The sequence below is a fragment of the Bacteroides sp. 1_1_30 genome (assembly GCF_020982715.1).
In the GTDB taxonomy this organism is placed as follows: domain Bacteria; phylum Bacteroidota; class Bacteroidia; order Bacteroidales; family Bacteroidaceae; genus Bacteroides; species Bacteroides xylanisolvens.
In genome coordinates this window covers 1-22838 of sequence record NZ_JAJKHN010000099.1, presented here as the reverse complement: position 1 = coordinate 22838, position 22838 = coordinate 1, and the positions used below count along the sequence as shown (strand labels likewise).

14 protein-coding genes and 1 tRNA gene are annotated in these 22838 nt (G+C 41.1%); 7 read left to right on the top strand and 8 right to left on the bottom strand.

Features of this window, described 5'->3' with window-relative positions; genetic code table 11:
• Nucleotides 1-160 precede the first annotated feature (160 nt).
• The 6 genes from LPH68_RS22110 to LPH68_RS22085 are packed head-to-tail and all read right to left on the bottom strand — an operon-like array spanning nt 161 to nt 11834.
• Nucleotides 161-2686 carry a family 20 glycosylhydrolase gene (locus tag LPH68_RS22110; protein WP_151923746.1) on the bottom strand — a complete coding sequence of 842 codons (2526 nt, stop codon included), beginning with the start codon at nt 2684-2686 and terminating at the stop codon, nt 161-163.
• A 7-nt stretch (nt 2687-2693) separates the two neighbouring features.
• Complete coding sequence (locus tag LPH68_RS22105; protein WP_015531699.1) at nt 2694-3767, bottom strand: cellulase family glycosylhydrolase; 1074 nt, start codon at nt 3765-3767, stop codon at nt 2694-2696.
• A gap of 34 nt (nt 3768-3801) precedes the next feature.
• The gene (locus tag LPH68_RS22100; RefSeq protein WP_151923747.1) at nt 3802-5280 is read right to left on the bottom strand and encodes a BACON domain-containing protein; all 1479 of its coding nucleotides are present in this window, start codon (nt 5278-5280) and stop codon (nt 3802-3804) included.
• Between the two features lie 46 nt (nt 5281-5326).
• Nucleotides 5327-6742: a DUF5125 domain-containing protein gene (locus tag LPH68_RS22095; RefSeq protein ID WP_061448176.1), complete on the bottom strand. Its 1416-nt coding sequence runs from the start codon at nt 6740-6742 to the stop codon at nt 5327-5329.
• The gene (locus LPH68_RS22090; protein WP_008026671.1) at nt 6742-8385 is read right to left on the bottom strand and encodes a RagB/SusD family nutrient uptake outer membrane protein; all 1644 of its coding nucleotides are present in this window, start codon (nt 8383-8385) and stop codon (nt 6742-6744) included. Before LPH68_RS22090 ends, LPH68_RS22095 begins: the two co-directional genes overlap by 1 nt.
• Nucleotides 8386-8417: 32 nt before the next feature.
• Nucleotides 8418-11834: a SusC/RagA family TonB-linked outer membrane protein gene (locus tag LPH68_RS22085; protein WP_151923750.1), complete on the bottom strand. Its 3417-nt coding sequence runs from the start codon at nt 11832-11834 to the stop codon at nt 8418-8420.
• A 327-nt stretch (nt 11835-12161) separates the two neighbouring features.
• Between LPH68_RS22085 and LPH68_RS22080 the strand changes: the two genes are divergently transcribed.
• Nucleotides 12162-12749, top strand: a complete 588-nt coding sequence (locus LPH68_RS22080; RefSeq protein WP_004310625.1) for an RNA polymerase sigma-70 factor — start codon at nt 12162-12164, stop codon at nt 12747-12749.
• Between the two features lie 54 nt (nt 12750-12803).
• The gene (locus tag LPH68_RS22075) at nt 12804-13847 is read left to right on the top strand and encodes a FecR family protein (protein ID WP_151923751.1); all 1044 of its coding nucleotides are present in this window, start codon (nt 12804-12806) and stop codon (nt 13845-13847) included.
• Nucleotides 13848-13955: 108 nt separating this feature from the next.
• Here LPH68_RS22075 and LPH68_RS22070 read toward each other — a convergent pair whose 3' ends face one another.
• Complete coding sequence (locus LPH68_RS22070; RefSeq protein ID WP_192923118.1) at nt 13956-16154, bottom strand: GH92 family glycosyl hydrolase; 2199 nt, start codon at nt 16152-16154, stop codon at nt 13956-13958.
• 32 nt (nt 16155-16186) lie between these two features.
• A complete protein-coding gene (locus tag LPH68_RS22065) occupies nt 16187-17461 on the bottom strand; it encodes a histidine-type phosphatase (protein ID WP_087318836.1) in 1275 nt (424 codons plus the stop codon).
• A gap of 230 nt (nt 17462-17691) precedes the next feature.
• Between LPH68_RS22065 and sppA the strand changes: the two genes are divergently transcribed.
• The 5 genes from sppA to LPH68_RS22040 all read left to right on the top strand — a co-directional run bounded on the left by sppA (nt 17692) and on the right by LPH68_RS22040 (nt 22664).
• The gene (gene sppA, locus LPH68_RS22060) at nt 17692-19470 is read left to right on the top strand and encodes a signal peptide peptidase SppA (RefSeq protein WP_087318835.1); all 1779 of its coding nucleotides are present in this window, start codon (nt 17692-17694) and stop codon (nt 19468-19470) included.
• Between the two features lie 10 nt (nt 19471-19480).
• Nucleotides 19481-20611 (top strand): tetraacyldisaccharide 4'-kinase, encoded by a 1131-nt coding sequence (lpxK, locus tag LPH68_RS22055; protein WP_004310620.1) that lies wholly within the window; start codon nt 19481-19483, stop codon nt 20609-20611.
• Nucleotides 20568-21377 (top strand): purine-nucleoside phosphorylase, encoded by an 810-nt coding sequence (locus LPH68_RS22050; protein ID WP_004298940.1) that lies wholly within the window; start codon nt 20568-20570, stop codon nt 21375-21377. The genes lpxK and LPH68_RS22050 overlap by 44 nt, the downstream gene beginning before the upstream one ends.
• 16 nt (nt 21378-21393) lie before the next feature.
• Complete coding sequence (thiL, locus tag LPH68_RS22045; RefSeq protein ID WP_004298938.1) at nt 21394-22431, top strand: thiamine-phosphate kinase; 1038 nt, start codon at nt 21394-21396, stop codon at nt 22429-22431.
• A 160-nt stretch (nt 22432-22591) separates the two neighbouring features.
• Nucleotides 22592-22664 (top strand) — tRNA-Phe (locus LPH68_RS22040).
• The last annotated feature ends 174 nt before the right edge of the window (nt 22665-22838 follow it).

Sequence of the window (22838 nt, the reverse complement as noted above, 5' to 3'; positions counted from 1 at the left end):
AGCCATGGTCTCGTGGGCTCGGAGATGTGTATAAGAGACAGATTTGTTGAATATTGTAAAGAAGAGCTAGAATTTCAGCAGCCCCTTAATATGTAAAATTTCATAAATGCATAAATAAAAAGCTATTCTAACATTATTAAAATAGCTTTTTATTTATATATCATCTATTAAACAATACGGTAGTTACACTCTCTTTTCCTAGATAAAAAGACTTTGCTTTTATCAGTGGAGCATTGCATACTACCGGAGTTTGCCATTCTATGGAACTTTCCGTAGGCTCACTTCCATCGGTTGTGTACCGGATTACCGCATTGGGGATGGCAGTATTAGCCAGTAGTAATCCATCCCTTGTCATAATACCGGGAGGAGACACCCGGAAATTTATTCCTCGCTTTGCCAAACGTGGCAACTCATAATCTATAATACCGGCATTGTATTTCCGTTTGGCATCCATATATACTTTGCCGTCCGGAGATAATGCCCACGATGGTTGAACATTCCAAGCACGTTCTGCCAATCCGAAGACTTTTGGGAAAAGATAATATTCTACCTGTTCAAAACTACGGATTGTTTCCGACCATATTTGTCCGGATAGACCTTTGATATTCTGATAACCTTCCTTTGTCAAGGGTTGTTTTCCGTTTGAAGCTGCTTTCACATCAACAGGTTCACCTTTCAAATTCCGTCGTAAAGACTTATAAATATCAAAAGGCAACATATCAAACGTCACATATTCATCCACATAACCGCCCCAACGCAATCCCGGTTCCTCCACATGATAGCAATAGGCCATATCCAAATAGAAGTTACCCACATTACAGAGTATAATCGGGTAGCCCGCATTAGCTAGCTTATACGGTACTTCATCCCCACCCTGCTCCGGAATGGTGTTCCAGCAATAATTTAATACCTTACTGTTTCTGAAATGTTCGTTAACGGTATTATCAGGATTCATAACAATGTCCTGCCATCCGACTGCCTGTATGTTACGTTTGTCCAGCATTTCCAATATTTGTTCCAGAAAATAATCCTTCAGATCCCGTATCTTAGTCAGTCCGTTCTCTTGCATAAAAGTGCGGCAGATAGAAGAACCTTCCCAAATACCTTCTGGTACTTCATCTCCACCCACATGGAAAGCAGTCAGTTCTACTCCTGCATCCTGATACATCTGCACGATTTCGTCAATCACTTTTTCAAGAAAATGATAAGTGGAAGGCATGGCAACATTAATCACATTGTCTGTGAAATTTTGTGCCGACAGATATTGGGAAGTATCTGCAAAGTCAGTCAAAAGATATTCTTCCGCTTTCGATTGGTCTGTATCTATATATTTCTGATAACGGGCATTCATGGCTTTAATCGCTGCCCGGGAATGTCCGGGAATGTCTATTTCGGGAATAACTCTGATATGCCTTTCTTTCGCATATTTCAGAATATCCATGAAGTCACTGCGAGAATAATATCCATTGGCCAATGAAGTAGTATCTGTCTCATTCCATCCCCAGGCATACGCAGGATAAAGACATGTCTGTTCATCTATGGTATGTCCTCTGCGAGAAGCTATTTCTGTCAATTCCTCCAATCCGGGTATTTCCACACGCCAGGCCTCATCGTCACTCAAATGCAAATGCAGTACATTCATCTTATAGAATGATAATATATCGATCAGTTTCAGCAGGTCCGCTTTCTTTGTAAAGTTGCGGGCTACGTCCAACATAATTCCCCGATGCCCCATGTCCGGATAATCGGTTATATGAAGATTAGGTATCGGAGAAGAAGTTAGTTCCATGTTATCTAATAAGGCAAGCAATGTTTGACAAGCATTAAATATGCCATGTGTATCACTAGCTTTCAAAGTCAACCGGTTATTCTTTATCACGATTTCGTAATATTCATCGGGATATTGACAGGTAATAGGAACCTCCATTTTCTTCAATTCAATGATTGTTTCTTCATCCTTATCGGAAACGCTGCATCTTAATAATGAAGTCAATTGACTTTTCAATAAAAGAGCTTCCTCTTTAAACGCATCATCAAACTTCAGACAGACTTTTTGAGAGAAAGAAAAAACACCGCCCGTCTTTTCCACTTTTTTAGGAGCAGGAAAAAGAGAAAGCATATCACAATCTACCGGTTTGCTAAAATCATCATTCTGCTTATAGAAATAATTTCCATCTGCATAGGGAAAGCTGTTCCTCGAGCTAACCCATTGGGTATCGGGCTTAAAAAGCTCGATCTCGATGGGGACATTTTGCGGTTGTAACGGTTTTCCTTTTTCATCGGTAGTTACCATATAAGCCCCTTCAGGAACCGAGGACACATTAATCACATTTCCTTCACTCAATATGGTAAAAGTGATTGTTTCACCCGGTGGCAATGCCTGGTAGTGTTCAGTGGGGTACATTTTATAGTAAGTCGAACCCAAACATTCAATTTCCAGCGGTGCATTAATAGGTTGCTGATAATAAATAGGTGTCTGATTAAAATAGATCACCCAATTATTAGTCAAGGATTTATTCCCATTATTCGTCAGACAGAATGTATTCTTAAAATATCTGGCTTCCACACTATCTTTTTCCAGTTTCCATGTTAAGGATAGCTGTGAGGAAGGGGGCTGTTTACCAGCCCCGCAACCAAACAGGCATATCCCCAACATCATTATCCATATATTCCTCATAGTTATCATAAGGGAATTATTTAGTTAATGAACGAATACATTCCACTTCTTCTGTCGAATAAGGGGTTCCATCACTACGGAATATATCGTGGAACCACAATGGAGGTTCAACAACATCAGGCAATGGAGTGTCCCATGCAAAGATCGTATTTGTTTTTCCAGCTACAAGTCCCCAGTTGATTGCACCGATATTTTCTCTCTTCAGCATTGGCATAATATCCTGGAAAGTACTATTTTGAGTACGTGCCATATATTCTGTACAAATCATCGGGCGACCGTATTGCTTCAATGTATCAATGAGTTGCTGATGCGAATTCACGCCTTCATACGTGTGGTATGTTATCACATCCGAATTTTCCAATTGGAACTTATTCAGATTAGTCAGGCTCATATCCCAAACTCCGGCCGACAGAGGTTGTGACGGATTCACCGTTCGTCCCCACGTAAATATCTTCTGCAATAACGGCAAACTTCTTTCACCGTATCTATATCCTCCCGAACCTCCGGGTTCATTATATAAGTCCCATAATACGATTCTCTTATCATCCTTAAAGGTAGTCAGGATATCTTTCACATAGCTTTCCAATACCGGAAGTATCACTGCCGTATCGCCTTTATAATACAGATCACCCGGGTCACGTGCCCATCCCGAATTGTGTACTCCCGGCTGTGGTTCCGGCTGTTTGCCAGCCTGATATACAGGATTCCAACAATCATCCAGGAAGACGAAGATGGTAGAGATATGATGCTTGTCGGCAATAGTAAGGTATTCATTGATACGTTTCTTAAAGCCTTCCTTATCTGTTTCCCAAACCAGGTGATGCAAATATACGCGCATACAGTTCATGCCTATTTCTTCCGCCCAACCCAGTTCACGATCAATAGTCACCGGATCAAAAGTATCTGCCTGCCACATCTCCATTTGGTTGATTGCCGTGCTCGGAATAAAATCGCATCCACGAAGCCATCCCCATTGTTTATACCACTCATTAGCCTGCTCTTTCGTCCAGACCTCACGAACAGAGACAGTTTTCTGGTTGCAGGCAATCAACATAACACCAATAAAAAAGGAAAGTAATATCTTTTTCATATAATCGTTTTACTTTATCAAATTAAAAATCTTTTTATTTTCTCCACGTAAATATTACCATATCACCCGGTTCGACTGCTATCGTAGAGCCGTCCGGAGTAGTCGTTGAACCATTTTTCAACACTCTGCTAACAGAACTATCCACATCGATAGACAGGTTCATCACATTACGAAAATCTCTATTTACTACCACAAGATATTGATTACCACCTTTCTCCAGGACAGAGACAACAGCACCTGTATCACTCGTAGTCAATGATTTTATAGGAGTCGGCAGACTTCCCAAAGCCTTCGTACCTTCAGGTATTTCACTTCCGGTGTGAGATACTGAAATAACCTGTGCTCCCAAGAATATACCCGCAAGTTGCTGTACTTCCTGATTAACTGTCTTGACCAAATCATACACTTCAGTCGGTTCGTCATGTTGAAGTCCGCGATAGGTAAAATACTGGATTGCCTGCGCACCATAAGCCAAGTCACTGAAAACTTGTAATCTCAACTCGGGCAATGTCGGTATCTTATAAAAATGAGTTTCATCAAGCTTATGAGAAAGTGCAAGTGCAAATGCCCAGAACGGCTTATTACTCTCTTTAGCAGCAGCCGATATTTCTTCCAAATTTCGATACCAGTCCGGACGAATAATGCTTGGAGCACCATTTATAGAGACAATAGGATAATTGTCAAACGAAATAAACGGAACAGGAACTTGTTCTATAAACGAGTTTACATTTTCAGAATAAAGTTCTTTCCCCCATGCCCAATTGGGGTACAAGTTGATATAACAAGGATGATGGCTGTCGATGGTTTTAATTTTCTTCACCAATTCACCCAAACCCGGCAAATCATTCACTTCCGGTTCATCCTTCAAATGGTAGGCATACAAAGCCGGATGATTCATCATCGCTTTTACGACCTCTTCGGCAGTACCGACAGATAAGAGGTCCTTACAAGAAGTTATCATTTTCACTCCGGTCTTCTGTGCGGCGTCAAGCGCCTTCAATGTTGTCTCCAAATCATCATACCATCCCAGATAAATATTAATGCCGGATGCTTTCATCACCGGAAATTTCTCCAGCGACTTGTCTGCTTCCACTCCGGTCCATGCTATAATCGGGAATTCTCCATCAGTTGTAGGGATATAAGAATTACCCTGAATGATCTCAATTTCTTGTGTCTTTACTCCATTAGGTACTACGCGGAATACAGCCGTACGTCCGGTTCCTGTATTTGCATTTGCAGTAATTGTCACAGTTCCGTTTCCACTCCCTTTGGCCGGTGAGATGGTAACCCAAGACTGATCCGTCTCGTTTACAAATTTCCATTCCGTATTAGACTTTATCGAATAAACCTCCGTAAAACCGTCATTACCGATCTGTAACTTCTCCAAATTCCCAGAAATTGAGAAAGAAGCTTTCTCCGGATCCATCGAACAAGACATCAATACCATTGGCAACATCGAAAAAAAGAATGCGACCAGTAACTTCTTACTATATGTTTTCATTGATATATACATAATTCTATTGAATATTAAATTAAAGACTATTAATCTTGATCCCTTCTTAATTATAAGGAGTCAATCGTATCACTTCACTGGCTTTATCAATATGTATCGTATAAAGTCCAGCTTTAAAATCAGGACCGGGAATCAGATCGCCGGGAGCACTTCTTGTTATCAAGTTAGCAGGCTCAACCGTATACAGATTCTTCGTATCCTCCTCTTGCGCCCAACCATATCCTCTAAAGAACTTAAATCCCATAGTCTGATCAATATACACAACTGCTTCAAAGGCACTTGCCCCTACCTTCTTAAAGAAGAACCATTGGTGAGGATATGCGAAGTCCCAAGCAAGCGTAGCCACATAAGGTTCGCGTGGAAATCCAACTCCAGTACCGACAATATACATCACCTCCGGATAAAAAACATCCCGTGGGCGTTCCATATACATGAAACCATTTGATGTATTATATTTCAAGTTATAAAGTACCGACGGACCATCGAATTTTGCTTTGCTCCCTGAAACATCTTTAAAAAATTCCGGCCGGAGCATATTGGTGACATCACTACCAAAACCTATAAAATTAATCTTGGCGCTTTCCACCAACTGAACATCCAACTGGACATACCCTCCTCCCACATCAAAGAAGCGGGACTTATCAATATCAATGCTGTATGTCAGAGTCTTATCAGCCAGGAAGCTCAACATATCAAAAGTGATATTCTCCAATGTATAACTCCCTACCTTAGGAGTCGGAATCGAAGTAGCTGCATCATCAGTCACAATCGCGATCTTATCGTCTGAATATCCCCATACCAAACCGGAATAATCAGGTTTATTATTTATTATCTTTTCGGCAACTTTAAAATGGTCGCCAATCCCTGCCAAATCCGCCGCACTCGTCCGGAAACTATAATCCGTTTCATTCTGACTCTCCTTGTCCATTTCATACACATTTCCCAAATCATCAACGAGGTATAATTGGGAAGGTGTTTCCGGACGGGTCACCGCCACACTTGCGGCCTCATCCAAAGTCAGAGTCGATTCATTGCCACCTAAATCGTTTACAGCTTTTATAGTCACCACAGGACGTCCATTCTGGAAACCGGCAACAAAAGGTAAAGTAGCTTCCTCTTCAATAACCGCAGAACGTCCGCTCAAGCCTTTAGACAAATTCAAGATTTCGGCTCCATCCATTGTCACTAATAATTGAAATGAAACCAAATCATTATATTCATCACTTACTTGTGCAGTGAACTTCACTTTATCACCAGCCGCCACAACCGTTTCACCATTCACTCCCCGCAATACGGCATTTTCTATTTTAGGTTTTGAAGGTGTAGGCCATTCCGGCCATTCACTTGGCTTACTAACATCATCTTTTGCACACGAAAGGAGCAATAACGACGACATGAATAATACGTATATCTTTTTCATTTTTCTTAAGATCTCTAGTTTAACAATAATGAATGATGACATTAATTACGAGCTGCCGCAAGATCCGCTTTCCATCCCTCACGTTCAAATGTCTGTACCAACACTTTTCCATAAGATTCCGAAGCTTGTTGAACCGCATAATTAGGAATAGGCACATATTGATGTGTAGGAGCCACTCCTTTGATCTTCGCTGTACGCTGCGCATACTGATTAAAACGGATGAGATCTATTTTACGCATCCCTTCATACAACATTTCATGTCCTCTTTCCGTAAGTAAAGCATCCAGGAAAGCTTCTGCATTCGCTGTTGCCGATGATGGAAGATCTCCCAGTCCGGCACGCTTACGCACCTCATTGACCGCAGCAATAGCGTCAGCGGACGGAGCCGCATTGTTTTTACGTACTTCGGCTTCCGCATACATGAGTAATACATCTGCCCAACGAGCTAACGGTATATCAGTCCCCTGAAAAGCCGTAGCTGTTTCCACCGGGAATTTATTAATGATAAACCCGTCCCATGTAGTAGTATTCCGGTCAATCCAGGTTCCTGCAGTCGTATAATATTTGGTCAGAATCACTTCACGACGTTTGTCCGAAGGATCATACGTATCCCAAAATTTCGGAGACACGTTGAAAGTTTGTCCCCATCCCTGCCCTTGCAGATAGAAAGGAGTCGGATTTCCCTGATCGTCCACTCTGGCTGCATTATCGGGAGTAGCAAGCATCATCAGCGGGTTAAAGTTGCCGGACTTATTCGTACCGTCCGCCGTTTCATCACAGCTGACAGCCATAATCACTTCCGAATTAAAGTTATTGGCATTTTTAAATTGCTCGATATAAGGATTGTCCCCTTTCTTGAAAAGACTATACCGTCCCTTCAACTCGTTATACATATCAATCGCTTTCTGATAATAACCGGACATATAATAGCCTTCATTCAGGCAATGCCGCATGATGCATACACGTGCATAGTCTTTATTGTAACGTCCCTGTTCCGGCTGCGTATCTGCAATATACTGATAAGCATAATCAAAATCAGCCATAATCCACTCCGTCATTTGCTGCAATGTCGGACGCACCAGATTTTCCAGTTTTGAAGGATTAATCAGATCGTCCGGATCGACAATCAAAGGAACAGGTCCATATACATGCAATAAATAATACATCATCAATCCACGGCAAAGACGGGCTTCAGCTATAAACTCCCTTTTACGCCCTTCGGAAACCACTTCGGTAGAAGCTTTCTCCAATGTTCCAATCACATTGGTGAAGTAGGAAATCTCACTTACTTTCGGAAAGTGGTTCGGCCTTTCATCACTTAACGTACCGCTTGTATAATAAACACACTGACTAAAATCGGCTTTAGAAAGGAAATAATATCCGCCTCCCCAACCATTATTCCACACAGCCACCTCATCTGTCGGATAATCAAAGAACTTCAGTACACCTCCAGCAGGGATATACCAACCGTGCTGATTACCACTTGTTCCGGCACCGATCCAATAGGTCCATGTTGTCGTAAAAGGCATATAGCAGGTCATCATAAATGATTCGTATTCGGCTTCAGTCACCGGATAATTAGAAACATTCAACGTGCCATACATCTTGGGATCAAAATTATCCTCACAACTGCACATGATAAATGCAATCATGACAAACACCTTAAATAATTTATTCTTATTCATATTTTCAATCTTTTCTTTCGTTATAGGTTTTCTTAGAAACATATTTTTGCTCCGAAGGAGTATGTTCTCGTCATCGGATACTCCGCTTTGGAGCCGTCGCCACCTGTCTTTATTTCAGGATCGACACCTACAAACTTGGTAAAAGTAAACGGATTCTGACAGTCGATAAAAACTCTGATAGAACTCACATAATCACCCACTCTTCCCAGCTTCTTTCCTGAAAGGTTGTATCCTAAAGTGATATTCCTGACACGTACGAACGAAGCATTCTGATAATCTTCCTCAAAGCCTACGTTACCAGGTAAAGCGACAGCCTTTGTTGAAGCAATACCACGCCGGTTTCCATTCTGATTGGTTTGGGAATTCCAGATAGTATATACATATTTGTTTGAATTCTTGGGACTCGTGTAATACACATCTCCGACAAGTGCCCAACGATATGCATAGTTATAGCGTGTACGTCCGAATTGTCCATACATAAATACATCCAGATCAAAATCTTTGTATACAAATGTATTTCCAAAGCCTATGTGAATTTTTGGAAGTGTATTCCGCATCTTTACATCATCAATCGTTATTTTATTATCCCCATTTGCATCCTTAATAATCGGATAACCGGGCTGTTGCGCATCTGCCGGCAAAGATTTCTGCGATTCGGGCATATTGCTTTTATCTATGTTGATAACGCCTTCCGTTTCATAGTAATAATAAGCATTCACCGGTTCGTTCTTGCGGATTCGATATTCTTCATAATAATAGTTGGGCATCCGTTCTTTCCAAACGGCATTATGATGTGATAAGGTCAATTGTGAGGTCCACTTAAACACACGGGGGATTTCAAAGTTTAGTGAGTTGATAGTCGCATCCCATCCGTAACGTACATAATGTCCATAATTCATCGGGACGGAAGATGTCATACTAAGCGGAGAGGCAGAGTCATATCCCAGCAAGTTGGTTACATCATTGCGGAACATATCAAAACTTCCCCAGATTCTATCTTTCAAGACTGAAAAGTCTATACCTATATTTTTCATGGTAGTCTTTTCCCAGGTAACATTCGGGTAATCAGGACCGCTAAGCAAATAAGGCACATAAGTCACTGAATTGTTAGAGAACTTGATATATTGGGCTGCCAGACTGAAAGTGCCATAAAGCGAACTACCCAGATTATCATTACCTGTCTGTCCATAACTACCACGAATCTTCAACTGGTCAATCCATGATATATGCTTCATAAACGGCTCGTTAGATAATTTCCAGGCCAATGATACTGAAGGGAAATAGGCATATTTCTTTCCCGGGAAAAATTTATCCGTTCCATCGCGGCGAATAGTAGCGGCAACTACATATCTGTCGAGTACATCCACACTTGCCCTGGCAAATTGAGAACGACGTTCATCGGCTGCTCTGAAAGAAGTCGGGTAGAAAGCGCCTTCCGCAGCTTCCACCTTATCAGCAGCAATGTGATCGTTAATCTGTTCGTAGTCAAGTTCAAGTCCATTTGAATCGTTCGTATATCTTCCCATACCGACTACGGCATCGACACGTAACAAATCTCCAAACTGCTTTTTGAAAGTCAACGTGCCTTCCATGGTTTGGTTTCTACGTTCAACATATCCCAAATGCCCTCTTGATTTATACATGTCCATAAAATATATATCAGAAGGAATATACAGATTACGATTAGCATTCTCCTTATTAATGCCATACATCAAACGGAAGGACAACATATCCTTGATTATATCTACATCGGCAGCAAAGTTTAGATAATAACCGCTTGTTTTAGTCCGGTCACTAACTTTTATCATTTCGGCCGGGTTAGGGTAATTTGAATATAAGGTAGGTTTTCCGTCCTCACCTCTGATTGGTAAATAAGAAGGATAAGTCAATGCTGATTGTATGGCATCGTATCCATTTCCACCACCTCCGCCACCGGAAGTTGAATTTGTATATTCATTTTCATTTACATTGACAATTGCTGTCAACTTAAGAAATGGAAGCAATTGTGAAGAAATGTTTGTCCGAAGAGCATAACGTTCCATAGCGGAGTTTTCTACCGTACCTTCCTGTTTGTAATAATTTCCGGACAGATAATATTTCAGCAATTTAGAACCACCCGTAATTGTGATATTATGATTATTGATGCTACCATCCTTTAATACACAATCCAGCCAGTCTGTTGTTTGAGCGGCAGCTATCTGTTGAGGTGAGAATTGAGGTACCCATTTATTATCAAAAGGTTTATCACCGTAAGGATACATACCATTCGTAAATAAATAGTTTTCTTTATTGAAAATGTTGGCAACATTCATATATTCTTCCCCACTCAAAGGTTCCAGATACGGATAGTTTTTCACGATAGAATAATTTCCTTCATAAGTGATTTGGGGACGAGTTTCAGTACCTTTCTTTGTAGTGATTAATACGACACCATTAGCTGCACCAATTCCATAAATAGAAGCAGATGCATCCTTTAACACTTCAATAGATTCAATATCGGCAGGATTAAGTCCGGCCAATCCCGAACGATTGATAGAGTTGGGCATAACCTGATTTCCGTTTCCAACCTCTAAAGAAGTGGAAGGCATCATTACGCCATCCACTATAAAGATAGGAGTACCTGCCCCACGAATTGAAAGGTCAACTGCTCCACCCGGTTGCGGGCTTGTCAACGTAGCTTCCAGTCCGGCAGCCCGCCCAAGCAACATCTGTGACATATTACTTGTTGCGGCTCGCGATATTTTTTCCGTTTTTACCGTTGCAATGGAAGTTGTCAGATTCTTACGGGTGGTCGTTCCATACCCTACCACAACAACTTCATCCAACTGTTTCGAATCTTCTTTCATCGTCACATTCAACGTCATCGGTCGGGTAATTTTCTGCGTATATGTAGTGTAACCTATTGAAGTAAATTTCAGTGTCGAGCCTTCCGGAACTTGCAACTGGTAATTGCCATCTATACCGGTAATGGTTCCTTGAGTAGCCCCTTCTATCATCACAGTCACTCCCGGAAGAACCTCTCCGGATTCGTCCACTACCTTTCCGGTCACTTTGACCGGCTGTTTGTTATCCTGTGGTTGAGATGAAACTTTGTTTAATACAATCTGACGTTTTTCAATCGTATAAGATACTCCTTCGCCTTTAAAAAGTTTATCCAGTACCAGAGTCATCCGTTCATTTTTCACAGTAATGCTTACTATACGACTTACATCAACAATGTCTTTGTTGTATAAGAAACGATATTCTGTCTGATTTTCGATACTAGTCAAGACCTCCTCTACAGTCACATTTTTCAGTCGCAATGTAATTTTGGCGGATTGTGCCAGGATAGGTATACTGATAGCTTGCAAAGCTATACAAAACAACCATATAGCACAGATTCTCCCCATTTTTACATTCGCAGGTACATTAATTCTCTTTTTCATTTTTCTAATTGAAATAAGTTTCATACCTTTACATGTTTGGTTATTGGTTCTACAAATAAGTTGATTAACGAATAACTGAATCTTTGGAAAGGAAGGTGAGTCAGACCTTCCTTTTTTTATCAGTTGTCGGAAGCTGAATTCACTGATTATGTCTTTCTCATGGCTTGTATTATTTAAAGGTTAATAAATGTGTTTTTCTCTCGTTTCTATCAATAAGACGTTTCTAAAAATAAAAGCCACATTGGATATCGCATTATTTTTTCATCTGCACTATTTTTTCTTCAAACTATCGTTTATCCCAAATAATCTTTCTATTTTTACCCCCGACAATAGAACCTTTACTACAATACTATGCCGAATATCCAACAACAGACTTCCGACGACCGTTTTCTGGTAATAGCACTAAAACAGGATGATAAACAGGCTTTTACCCGACTATTCCATGCTTATTATAAAGATTTGGTATTGTTTGGCGGTACTTACATTCCGGAGAAATCTACCTGTGAAGATATTGTGCAAAACATCTTTCTCAAACTATGGAATGACCGGAAATCATTGGTAATTGAGAACTCACTAAAATCATATTTACTGAAAGCGGTCAGGAATTACTGTCTGGACGAATTACGCCATCGCAGGATTATAGATGAACACATTGCTTACGAACTTAAATCGGATTCTATAGATATAGATACGACAGAAAACTACATACTGTATTCTGATTTATGCCGGCAACTTAAAAATGCATTGGAACAATTACCTCCTCAAGAAAGAGAAGTGTTCGAGATGAGCCGATTAGAAAATATTAAATATCAGGAAATAGCCAATCGCCTGAATATCTCTGTCAGAACGGTAGAAGTACGTATCAGCAAAGCATTGAAGCAGCTCCGCATCTTATTAAAAGATTTTTATTTACTACTTTTTTTATTTCTTTTCCACTAATGAATGTGGGATTTTCTTTCTGAAACGTCTATTATATATAAGGTAAAATGCATTATGATAAATAAAGATTCAGACATAGAAATTATAATCTCCAGATATCTCTCGAAAGAGGCTACACCAGAAGAAATAAAGGTACTGGATGATTGGATATCGGCTACTCCCGAAAACTATAGGAGCTTTCTATCACAAAAGAATGTGTGGGAAGTCAGTCACCCGGCTTTTAATCCGGAAGAGATAGATGTGGACAATGCGCACAGAAAAGTAATGGAGAAGATTCTCCATCCAAACCAGCCGGTTTCCGTTCGTCCCAAGTTGTCCTTCCTACACTATTGGCAGCAAGTGGCAGCTATCTTACTTCTTCCTTTACTGATATTATCTGCTTATCTTTATTTTAAACCCGCTTCTCAAATTGCAGAGACTTATCAGGAGTTATTCACTCCTTATGGCACTTGGTCGGTAGTTAATCTGCCTGACGGTTCTAAGGTTTGGCTAAATGCCGGGAGTTCGTTAAAGTATCCGACTCAATTCAGTGATAAGCAAAGAGTTGTTTCGATGCAGGGTGAAGCCTATTTTGAAGTAGAATCCGATAAAGAGCATCCCTTCATCGTAAAAACGAAACAACTGACTGTAGAAGCTACCGGCACTGCATTCAATGTGAACGCATACGCTCCGGATCATGTAGCAGCAGTGACGTTAGTAAAAGGAAAGGTCACAGTTACTCTTGACCAGAAAAAGACGATTTCCCTTTCACCGGGAGAGAAGATTGACTATAATCTAGGCACTGCTCTATATAACGTCAATAAGACCAATACTTATAAATGGTGCTCATGGAAAGATGGAATACTCATTTTTAGAGATGACCCGCTGGAATATGTATTCAAGCGTTTGGGACAGACTTATAACGTGGAATTTATTCTGAAAGACGCCGAACTAGGAAAGTATTCCTATAAAGCGACTTTTGAAGGTGAATCTTTAAATGAGATTTTGCGCTTGCTTGAAATGAGTGCACCTATTCGCTGTAAAGAGGTTAGTAATCGCAACACCAATAATGAGAAGTTTGAAAAACAACGTATAGAGGTGAGTAGGACTATGCAATAAAGGTAGTTTCAGTCTGTGTAAAACGCCGTTTCCGTATGCTCTGACAAGGGATAATTCTCACCGCGATGAGTATTTTTTCTCATCGCAGTGAGAATGCTTGAGAATTTATTACTTCATCTTATACACCAGTGTACCACCTTTTACAATATCTTCATGCGAGATCGTTTTCTTTGTATATGGTTCGCCATTCAATGTAATACTATCTACATATTTATGTTCTTTCGACAAATTCTCCGCAATAATTGTGAAAGTCTTGCCATCAGCCAAATGTAAAGTCATCTTCGGCAACTGTGGAGCACCGAATACATATTCCGCACTTACCGGATCTACCGGATAGAATCCCATCGCACTAAGCATATACCAAGCAGACATCTGTCCGCAATCATCATTTCCGCAAAGTCCGTCGGGTTTGTTTTTATATTGAGTATCAAATATTTCACGAACCAATTCCTGTGTACGTTCCGGACGACCAGCCAGTGCATACAAATAAGTAACATGATGGCTTGGCTCATTTCCATGAGCATATTGCCCGATTAATCCAGTAACATCTGCTAAACTTTCACCTTCTAGCTTAACCGTAAACAATGAGTCTAATTTATTCAAGAAAGGTTTTTCTCCCCCAAACAACTGGATTAATCCTGGAACATCATGTTGTACATGCCAAGTATATTGCCATGCATTTCCTTCCGTATAATCTCCACCGACACTTTCAGAATGTGCCAACGCACTTGGGTTAAACGGAGCTTTCCAAGTTCCGTCAGCTTTGCGCGGACGCATGAACTTCGTCTCCGGATCGAAAAGATTCTTATAATAGTCAGCACGTTTCGCGAAGTAAGCGGCATCTTCCTCTTTACCCATACGACGTGCCATATCGGCAGCAGCATAATCATCATATACAGATTCTAAAGTGGAAGATACAGATTCTGCTTTTATCAGATCTGTCGGGAAATAACCATATTTCGTATAAACCTCCCAATCAGACTTCAACGGATGAGATACAGTCTGCGTCTTCTTTATTATATTGAAAGCACGTTCAGCGTCAAAGCCACGGAATCCTTTGCGATAAGCCTCGGCAATGACTGATACGCCGTGATTACCAATCATACAGAAATTCTCTTTTCCCCACAATCCCCAAATAGGCAGGAAGCCTTGCACTTCACCCTGTTCGATGAGAGAATTCACAAAACCGTCCACACGTTCGGGAATCACTAATGTATAAAACGGATGAGCGGCACGGTAAGTATCCCACAAAGAGAACGTAGAATAGAAAGCACCCGTTCCAGCCTTTACTATAGAGTCGGCAGCATTACGATACATACCGTCTACGTCCGAAATTTGATTAGGCTGAATCAATGCGTGGTAGAAACAAGTATAGAAATTTGTCTTTTCATCATCGGTACCCTCTATTTCAATACGGCTCAAATAGTTATTCCATTCATTGTGGGCGGCAGTTCTCACTCCTTCAAAATCCCAGGCAGGAATTTCTGCTTCCAGATTCTTTTTAGCCCCGTCTATGCTGGTGGTGGAAAGAGCCACTTTCATCATCAGCTCGTCTCCCGGCTGCATGTCAAAAGAGGCTATGATGCGTTTTCCTTTTTCTGTTTCGCCCATCGGAAGATAAAGTGAATCGACTACCGGACGGTTGAATTTCATCACAAAGAAATAATCCTGGTTGACCCATACCGTGTTATTGACATGTCCTGTCAGTGTTTGAGCATCTTCCCAGTTCACTTCACAACTGTTGACTTGTGAATGATATTGTTCTTCTCTCCATGCAGGGCCATGTTGCAAGTCAATCAATATAGAGGCAGAATCAGCCTTGTGATAAGTATAGCGGTGAAGGGCAGCATGGATAGAGGCAGTCAGTTCTGCTTTTACCTGTGGATCAGAGAGCTCTGCGGTGTAATATCCCGGAGTAGCCGCTTCTTTATCTTTAGAAAAATGACTACGATAAGCATCCCACGCACGGGCACGTGTGCCAGTGACCGGCATCACCAAAATATCACCTAAATCCATACATCCCGTTCCATTCAGATGTGTTTGAGTAAATCCCCAAATCAGGGAATCCTCATAAACATATTCAGAACAATAGCGCCAACCAACTGCTCCCGTCACAGGGCTGGTCTGTATCATACCGAAAGGATAACATGCGCCGGGAAATGTATGCCCGTTGTCTGCGCCACCGATAAAGGTATTAACGTATTGAGTATAATCTTTTGTATCCGTCTTTTCAGCCGGAGTACAAGAAGAATAAAAAAACAAGCCTGCTGCCAGAGTTGCAGCCATAAAAGGGGTTTTTCTTCTCATGGTAAATATAATAATGTTAAGTTAATGTCGCATTATATATGCTGATATTTATCTAATTTTTCACGATAGTAGCTTTCTACATCTTTCCAGTGGTAATAAGGAGCTACGTCTGTTTTCACCGGTAGTTTAGCTTCCTTTTCATTAAGTAATACTTTTACCAATACATCGTTACTTCCTTTTTTATGGAAAAAGACGAATTGCACGTTACTAGCCATCGGGAAAATATCATACGCTCTCCATTGTTCGGATAACTTTTCTACGTCAGGGTAAGATTCTCCATAATGATTCAGTTCCAATAAAGCGACTAACGGTAACAGACAAGACTCATGACCAAATCTTAAAGTGGCCTGGTTCTTACCTTCTTTCAAAGCAGCATCTGCCCTATCTAAAATATTACGCAACAAGTCGGCTTCCCGATAGGGCATCAAACCATCCGTTACAGGAGAACAAGCGTGTGTCAGATACCAATATAAGTTGTTACAACTCCATAGATCATAACACTCTTCATCCGTGAAAAGAGAATATAGCTGCATATCTGTATCATGACTCTGCATATTACAAGCCAAATCAAAAAGACGTCTCATCAGGCGCGCTTCATCAACGTTTGCTTTTACATACGCTTCGTCTGTAAACAATGTTTTCATCAACCGTTCCGGACGTACATGGGTAGCCTCAAAATCTTTCTGAACCTTTTTCACTTTATCGGAACTAGCTATTTTACTCAAATCCTTAGCAGGAGGATTCATGTAATACATATCATGGTAACTTGCATCATTCTTGATACATAGATTAGGATTCATCGCCTGCAATTGGAGGCATTCGGATGTCATGGATAATATACACCGGATGACAACTGTGGAACGGGCATCCACTTCTGTTCCATCCGCAAATATCTGTGGGAAATTAGTATACATACGCTTTGCAATTCCTCTGTGTTGGCGTGCTCCCACCGAAGTCAGTTCACCAAGACGACCTTCCGCCATATCAGCCATGCGCAAAACAATATCCAGTGTGTTTTTACCTGTTGCAGTAAGTTTGTTTAAAGAGTCGGCTTTTAATAAAGTTTGCTTGGGGAAACGATAATCATTCGGATCAATCAAATACCGTGAACCATGACGCATATATGTGCTGATATAAAAAGGTTCGTACCCCTTAGGAGCAGCTGTCTGCTTGGCAGTAGGCGTGGGATATGCATAATAATTATTAGCGGATAAATACCGGTTTGCACGGATCTCTTCACGAGCAGTTTGCGCTTGTACCGTCCATACAAACAAAAGCAATAAAAGGATAGATGTGAGTTTTTTCATGATAGTATTATTCAATGTATTAATAGTTGTGCCACAAAATTAGAGATTTCTTCTCATTTAAAAGGATTTGATACAGACAAATATACTTAAATCTTAAATGGAGGAAGTTCCTATTTATGTGGATTCGCTGTGATAAAACAAAAATTCGTACGACTTATTGAATAAATATCAACTCAATTATTTATCTTTGTTAGCTTAATAACAAGCTGGCGCAAAAAACAATAAGTATAATGAAAGATTTCTTGAAATTTACACTTGCCACGGTGACAGGTATCATTTTGTCAAGTATTGTATTATTTATAATCAGCATGGTAACGTTGTTTGGCATCATGTCTGCTTCGGACACGGAAACAATCGTAAAAAAGAATTCTGTAATGATGCTCGACTTAAACGGAACGTTGGTTGAACGTACGCAAGAAGATCCGCTGGGTATTTTATCACAGTTGTTGGGTGACGGATCTAACACGTACGGACTGGACGATATTCTTTCTTCTATCCAGAAGGCTAAAGAAAACGAAAATATTAAAGGGATTTATCTACAGGCAAACTCATTAGGCACCTCCTATGCTTCTTTGCAGGAAATCCGCAACGCACTGCTCGACTTCAAAGAAAGTGGAAAATTCGTTATTGCTTATGCAGACTCCTATACGCAGGGACTTTATTATCTTTCCAGCGCAGCCAATAAGGTGTTGCTCAATCCCAAAGGAATGATTGAATGGCGGGGTATCGCCTCTGCTCCCCTGTTCTACAAAGATCTGCTGCAAAAAATAGGAGTTGAGATGCAGGTGTTCAAGGTGGGAACTTACAAATCTGCCGTAGAGCCGTTTATTGCTACGGAAATGAGTCCTGCCAACCGCGAACAGGTTACCACATTTATCACTTCTATCTGGGGGCAGGTTACGGAAGGGGTATCTACTTCACGTAATATTTCTGTAGACTCACTGAATGTTTATGCTGATCGCATGCTCATGTTCTATCCGGCAGAAGAGAGTGTAAAATGCGGATTGGCTGATACTCTGATTTATCGCAATGATGTGCGTAATTATCTTAAGAAATTGGTAGAGATCAATGAAGATGATAATCTTCCTATATTAGGATTGGGCGACATGATGAACGTAAGGAAAAATGTGCCGAAAGATAAAAGCGGTAATATCGTAGCTGTTTATTATGCATCCGGTGAGATTACAGACTATCCGAGCTCTGCAACTTCCGAAGACGGGATTGTCGGTTCGAAAGTCATTCGTGACCTGCGCAAATTGAAAGATAATGATGATGTGAAAGCTGTTGTACTCCGTGTCAATTCTCCAGGTGGAAGTGCTTTCGCCTCGGAACAAATCTGGCATGCTGTGAAAGAGCTGAAAACAAAAAAACCGGTCATTGTCTCTATGGGTGATTATGCTGCGTCAGGAGGTTACTATATCTCTTGCGTTGCCGATACGATTGTTGCAGAGCCTACTACCCTGACCGGTTCTATCGGAATCTTCGGTATGATTCCTAATGTGAAAGGATTGACTGATAAAATCGGTTTAAGTTATGATGTCGTAAAAACGAATAAATACGCTGATTTCGGAAATATCATGCGTCCGTTTAACGAGGATGAGAAATCATTGCTTCAAATGATGATAACTGAAGGATATGATACCTTTGTAACTCGTTGTGCCGAAGGACGTCACATGACGAAGGAAGCTATCGAGAAGATTGCTGAAGGCCGTGTATGGACTGGGGAAACTGCTAAAGAACTGGGATTAGTAGACGAATTAGGTGGTATTGACAAGGCACTGGACATTGCTGTTGCAAAAGCCGGTATCGAAGGCTATACCGTTGTGTCTTATCCTGAGAAACAAGATTTCCTGTCTTCCCTGCTTGATACGAAACCGACGAATTATGTAGAATCACAATTACTGAAAAGTAAATTAGGCGAGTACTACCAGCAATTCGGCTTACTGAAAAATCTGCAAGAACAATCTATGATTCAGGCACGTATTCCGTTCGAACTGAATATAAAATAAACCGTAATACATGGACGAACACTTTATCAAGATACATAAGTGGCTCTACCCTGCCTCCTGGCTCTACGGAGCAGTGGTAATGATGAGAAATAAACTCTTTGACTGGGAAGTTCTTCAATCAAAGAGTTTTGATATACCTATTATCAGCGTGGGTAATCTCGCTGTAGGAGGGACAGGAAAAACTCCACACACTGAATATCTGATAAAGTTTCTTTGTAATCAATATAAGGTAGCTGTATTAAGCCGGGGATATAAACGGCACACGAAAGGTTATGTATTGGCAACTCCGGAAAGTACGGCAAGAAGCATTGGCGACGAACCTTACCAGATGCATCAAAAATTCCCGTCTGTCACAGTAGCTGTCGATGAAAAGCGTTGTCATGGCATAGAAAAGTTGCTTGCACTGCAAAAGCCTTCAATAGATGTTATCCTATTGGACGATGCTTTCCAGCACCGATACGTCAAACCGGGATTGAGTATTCTGTTAACGGATTATCACCGATTATTCTGTGATGACACTTTGCTCCCCGCAGGACGGCTTCGTGAACCAATTAGCGGCAAGAATCGGGCGCAAATCGTTATTGTCACCAAATGCCCGCAAGACATCAAGCCTATTGATTATAACATTATCACGAAACGGCTGAGCCTTTATCCATATCAACAGTTATTCTTCTCATCGTTCCGGTATGGTAACCTGCAACCAGTGTTCCCTACCATGTCTCCGGACACAAATGCAATTTCGACAAACCATGAGGTTGCTTTGTCCTCACTGACAAACACTGATATATTATTGATGACGGGAATTGCCTCACCTGCCCCTATTCTCGAAAGACTGGAAGGTTGTACCAAACAAATAGATTTACTATCGTTTGACGATCACCACAATTTCACTCATCGGGATATACAGCTTATCAAAGAACGGTTTCATAAACTGAAAGGAGAACACCGGTTGATTATTACCACCGAGAAAGATGCAACACGCCTGATTAACCATCCGGCTTTGGACAAGGAATTGAAACCATTTATCTACGCCTTGCCTATTGAAATTGAAATATTACAAAATCAACAAGATAAATTTAACCAACATATTATTGACTATGTTAGAGAAAATACAAGAAACCGCAGCTTATCTGAAAGGTAAGATGCATACCAGTCCGGAAACTGCTATTATACTAGGCACCGGGCTTGGCAGTTTGGCAAACGAAATCACCGAGAAGTATGAAATAAAGTATTCGGATATCCCCAACTTCCCGGTATCTACCGTCGAAGGTCATAGCGGTAAGCTGATTTTCGGCAAACTAGGCAATAAGGATATCATGGCTATGCAGGGACGCTTCCACTATTACGAGGGTTATTCGATGAAAGAAGTAACTTTCCCTGTACGTGTCATGCGTGAATTAGGTATCAAAACCTTGTTTGTATCCAATGCCAGTGGCGGTACAAATGCAGATTTCGAAATCGGTGACCTGATGATTATCACTGACCATATCAACTATTTCCCCGAACACCCGCTTCGCGGAAAAAATATCCCTTACGGACCTCGCTTCCCGGACATGAGCGAAGCATACTGCAAGGAACTGATTAGTAAGGCTGACGAGATTGCCAAAGAAAAAGGAATTAAAGTACAACACGGAGTGTATATTGGTACGCAAGGTCCTACTTTCGAAACTCCTGCCGAATATAAACTATTCCATATCCTTGGTGCTGATGCAGTTGGTATGTCTACCGTTCCGGAAGTTATCGTAGCCAACCATTGTGGTATCAAAGTTTTTGGTATTTCCGTCATTACCGACTTAGGAGTAGAAGGAAAAATCGTAGAAGTAACACACGAAGAAGTTCAGAAAGCCGCTGACGCTGCTCAACCGAAAATGACCACGATCATGCGTGAACTTATCAACCGTGCCTAAACAATCATCCCGATTTATGAGAACTGAAATAGCATCTCTTGGTGAGTTTGGTCTGATTGACCGCCTCACCGAGGGAATCAAACTGGAAAACGAATCCAGCAAATATGGAGTGGGCGACGATGCCGCCGTTCTCTCCTACCCTTCAGAAAAGCAAGTACTGGTAACAACCGACCTGCTTATGGAAGGTGTGCATTTTGACCTGACTTATGTTCCCTTGAAGCATTTGGGATATAAATCAGCAGTAGTTAATTTCTCCGATATTTATGCCATGAACGGTACTCCCCGGCAGATTACGGTATCTCTTGGTCTTTCCAAGCGTTTCAGCGTGGAAGATATGGACGAACTTTATTCCGGTATCCGTCTGGCTTGCCAGCAATACAATGTCGACATTGTGGGAGGCGATACCACTTCTTCTCTGACAGGTCTTGCTATCAGCATTACTTGTATCGGCGATGCCGATAAGGATAAAGTAGTTTACCGTAATGGAGCCAAAGACACTGACCTGATCTGCGTCAGCGGCGACTTGGGAGCAGCCTATATGGGTTTACAACTTTTGGAACGTGAAAAAGTCGTATTGCAAGGTGATAAAGATGTCCAACCGGATTTCTCCGGCAAAGAGTATTTATTAGAACGCCAATTGAAACCGGAAGCGCGCAAAGATATCATTGAGAAATTGGCAGCCGCCAATATTGTCCCTACTTCTATGATGGACATTTCCGACGGCCTGTCATCAGAACTGATGCATATCTGCAAACAAAGCAATGCTGGTTGCCGCGTTTACGAGGAGCACATCCCAATCGATTATCAGACAGCTGTTATGGCTGAAGAGTTTAACATGAATCTTACGACTTGTGCCTTGAATGGTGGAGAAGATTATGAACTACTCTTTACTGTTTCCATCGCCGATCATGAGAAAATTTCACAAATGGAAGGAGTTCGTCTCATCGGACATATTACCAAACCCGAACTTGGCTGTGCATTGATTACCCGTGATGGACAAGAATTCGAACTAAAAGCACAGGGATGGAATCCATTAAAAGAAGATAAGCAATAGATTTCATCACATACCTGAAATATTTTCATCTTATACAACACTGATAATTAGCCGACTAACTTTTTATCAGTGTTTTTTATTTCCATAAGGCTTGCAGAATCCAAAAGTTTCACTACCTTTGCAACCGCAAAAGAGATATTACCGGACCGAACAAGCACGAGGTGCCATAGCTCAGTTGGTAGAGCAAAGGACTGAAAATCCTTGTGTCCCCGGTTCGATTCCTGGTGGCACCACTATCGATTCGGTAATAAAAAAATCCCTTGAACTTCAAAAGTTCAAGGGATTTTTTTATTCCTCGTATTGCAATTTGCAACCGCCTATACTTTAGAAGGGTCAGTCCGAAAACCCTGTGGATATGTTAAATTCACACTGTCAGTTTGCATAATCTAAACATAAAGAATGGTATA

Bases quoted from the DNA above. Each gene is read 5' to 3' on its own strand.
- LPH68_RS22050 (WP_004298940.1), top strand. From the start codon at position 20,568: ATGTTAGAGAAAATACAAGAAACCGCAGCTTATCTGAAAGGTAAGATG.
- LPH68_RS22065 (WP_087318836.1), bottom strand. From the start codon at position 17,461: ATGAAAAAACTCACATCTATCCTTTTATTGCTTTTGTTTGTATGGACG.
- LPH68_RS22080 (WP_004310625.1), top strand. From the start codon at position 12,162: ATGCCGAATATCCAACAACAGACTTCCGACGACCGTTTTCTGGTAATA.
- LPH68_RS22075 (WP_151923751.1), top strand. From the start codon at position 12,804: ATGATAAATAAAGATTCAGACATAGAAATTATAATCTCCAGATATCTC.
- thiL (WP_004298938.1), top strand. From the start codon at position 21,394: ATGAGAACTGAAATAGCATCTCTTGGTGAGTTTGGTCTGATTGACCGC.
- LPH68_RS22070 (WP_192923118.1), bottom strand. From the start codon at position 16,154: ATGAGAAGAAAAACCCCTTTTATGGCTGCAACTCTGGCAGCAGGCTTG.
- LPH68_RS22110 (WP_151923746.1), bottom strand. From the start codon at position 2,686: ATGATAACTATGAGGAATATATGGATAATGATGTTGGGGATATGCCTG.
- LPH68_RS22100 (WP_151923747.1), bottom strand. From the start codon at position 5,280: ATGTATATATCAATGAAAACATATAGTAAGAAGTTACTGGTCGCATTC.
- lpxK (WP_004310620.1), top strand. From the start codon at position 19,481: ATGGACGAACACTTTATCAAGATACATAAGTGGCTCTACCCTGCCTCC.
- LPH68_RS22105 (WP_015531699.1), bottom strand. From the start codon at position 3,767: ATGAAAAAGATATTACTTTCCTTTTTTATTGGTGTTATGTTGATTGCC.
- LPH68_RS22090 (WP_008026671.1), bottom strand. From the start codon at position 8,385: ATGAATAAGAATAAATTATTTAAGGTGTTTGTCATGATTGCATTTATC.
- sppA (WP_087318835.1), top strand. From the start codon at position 17,692: ATGAAAGATTTCTTGAAATTTACACTTGCCACGGTGACAGGTATCATT.
- LPH68_RS22095 (WP_061448176.1), bottom strand. From the start codon at position 6,742: ATGTCATCATTCATTATTGTTAAACTAGAGATCTTAAGAAAAATGAAA.
- LPH68_RS22085 (WP_151923750.1), bottom strand. From the start codon at position 11,834: ATGAAACTTATTTCAATTAGAAAAATGAAAAAGAGAATTAATGTACCT.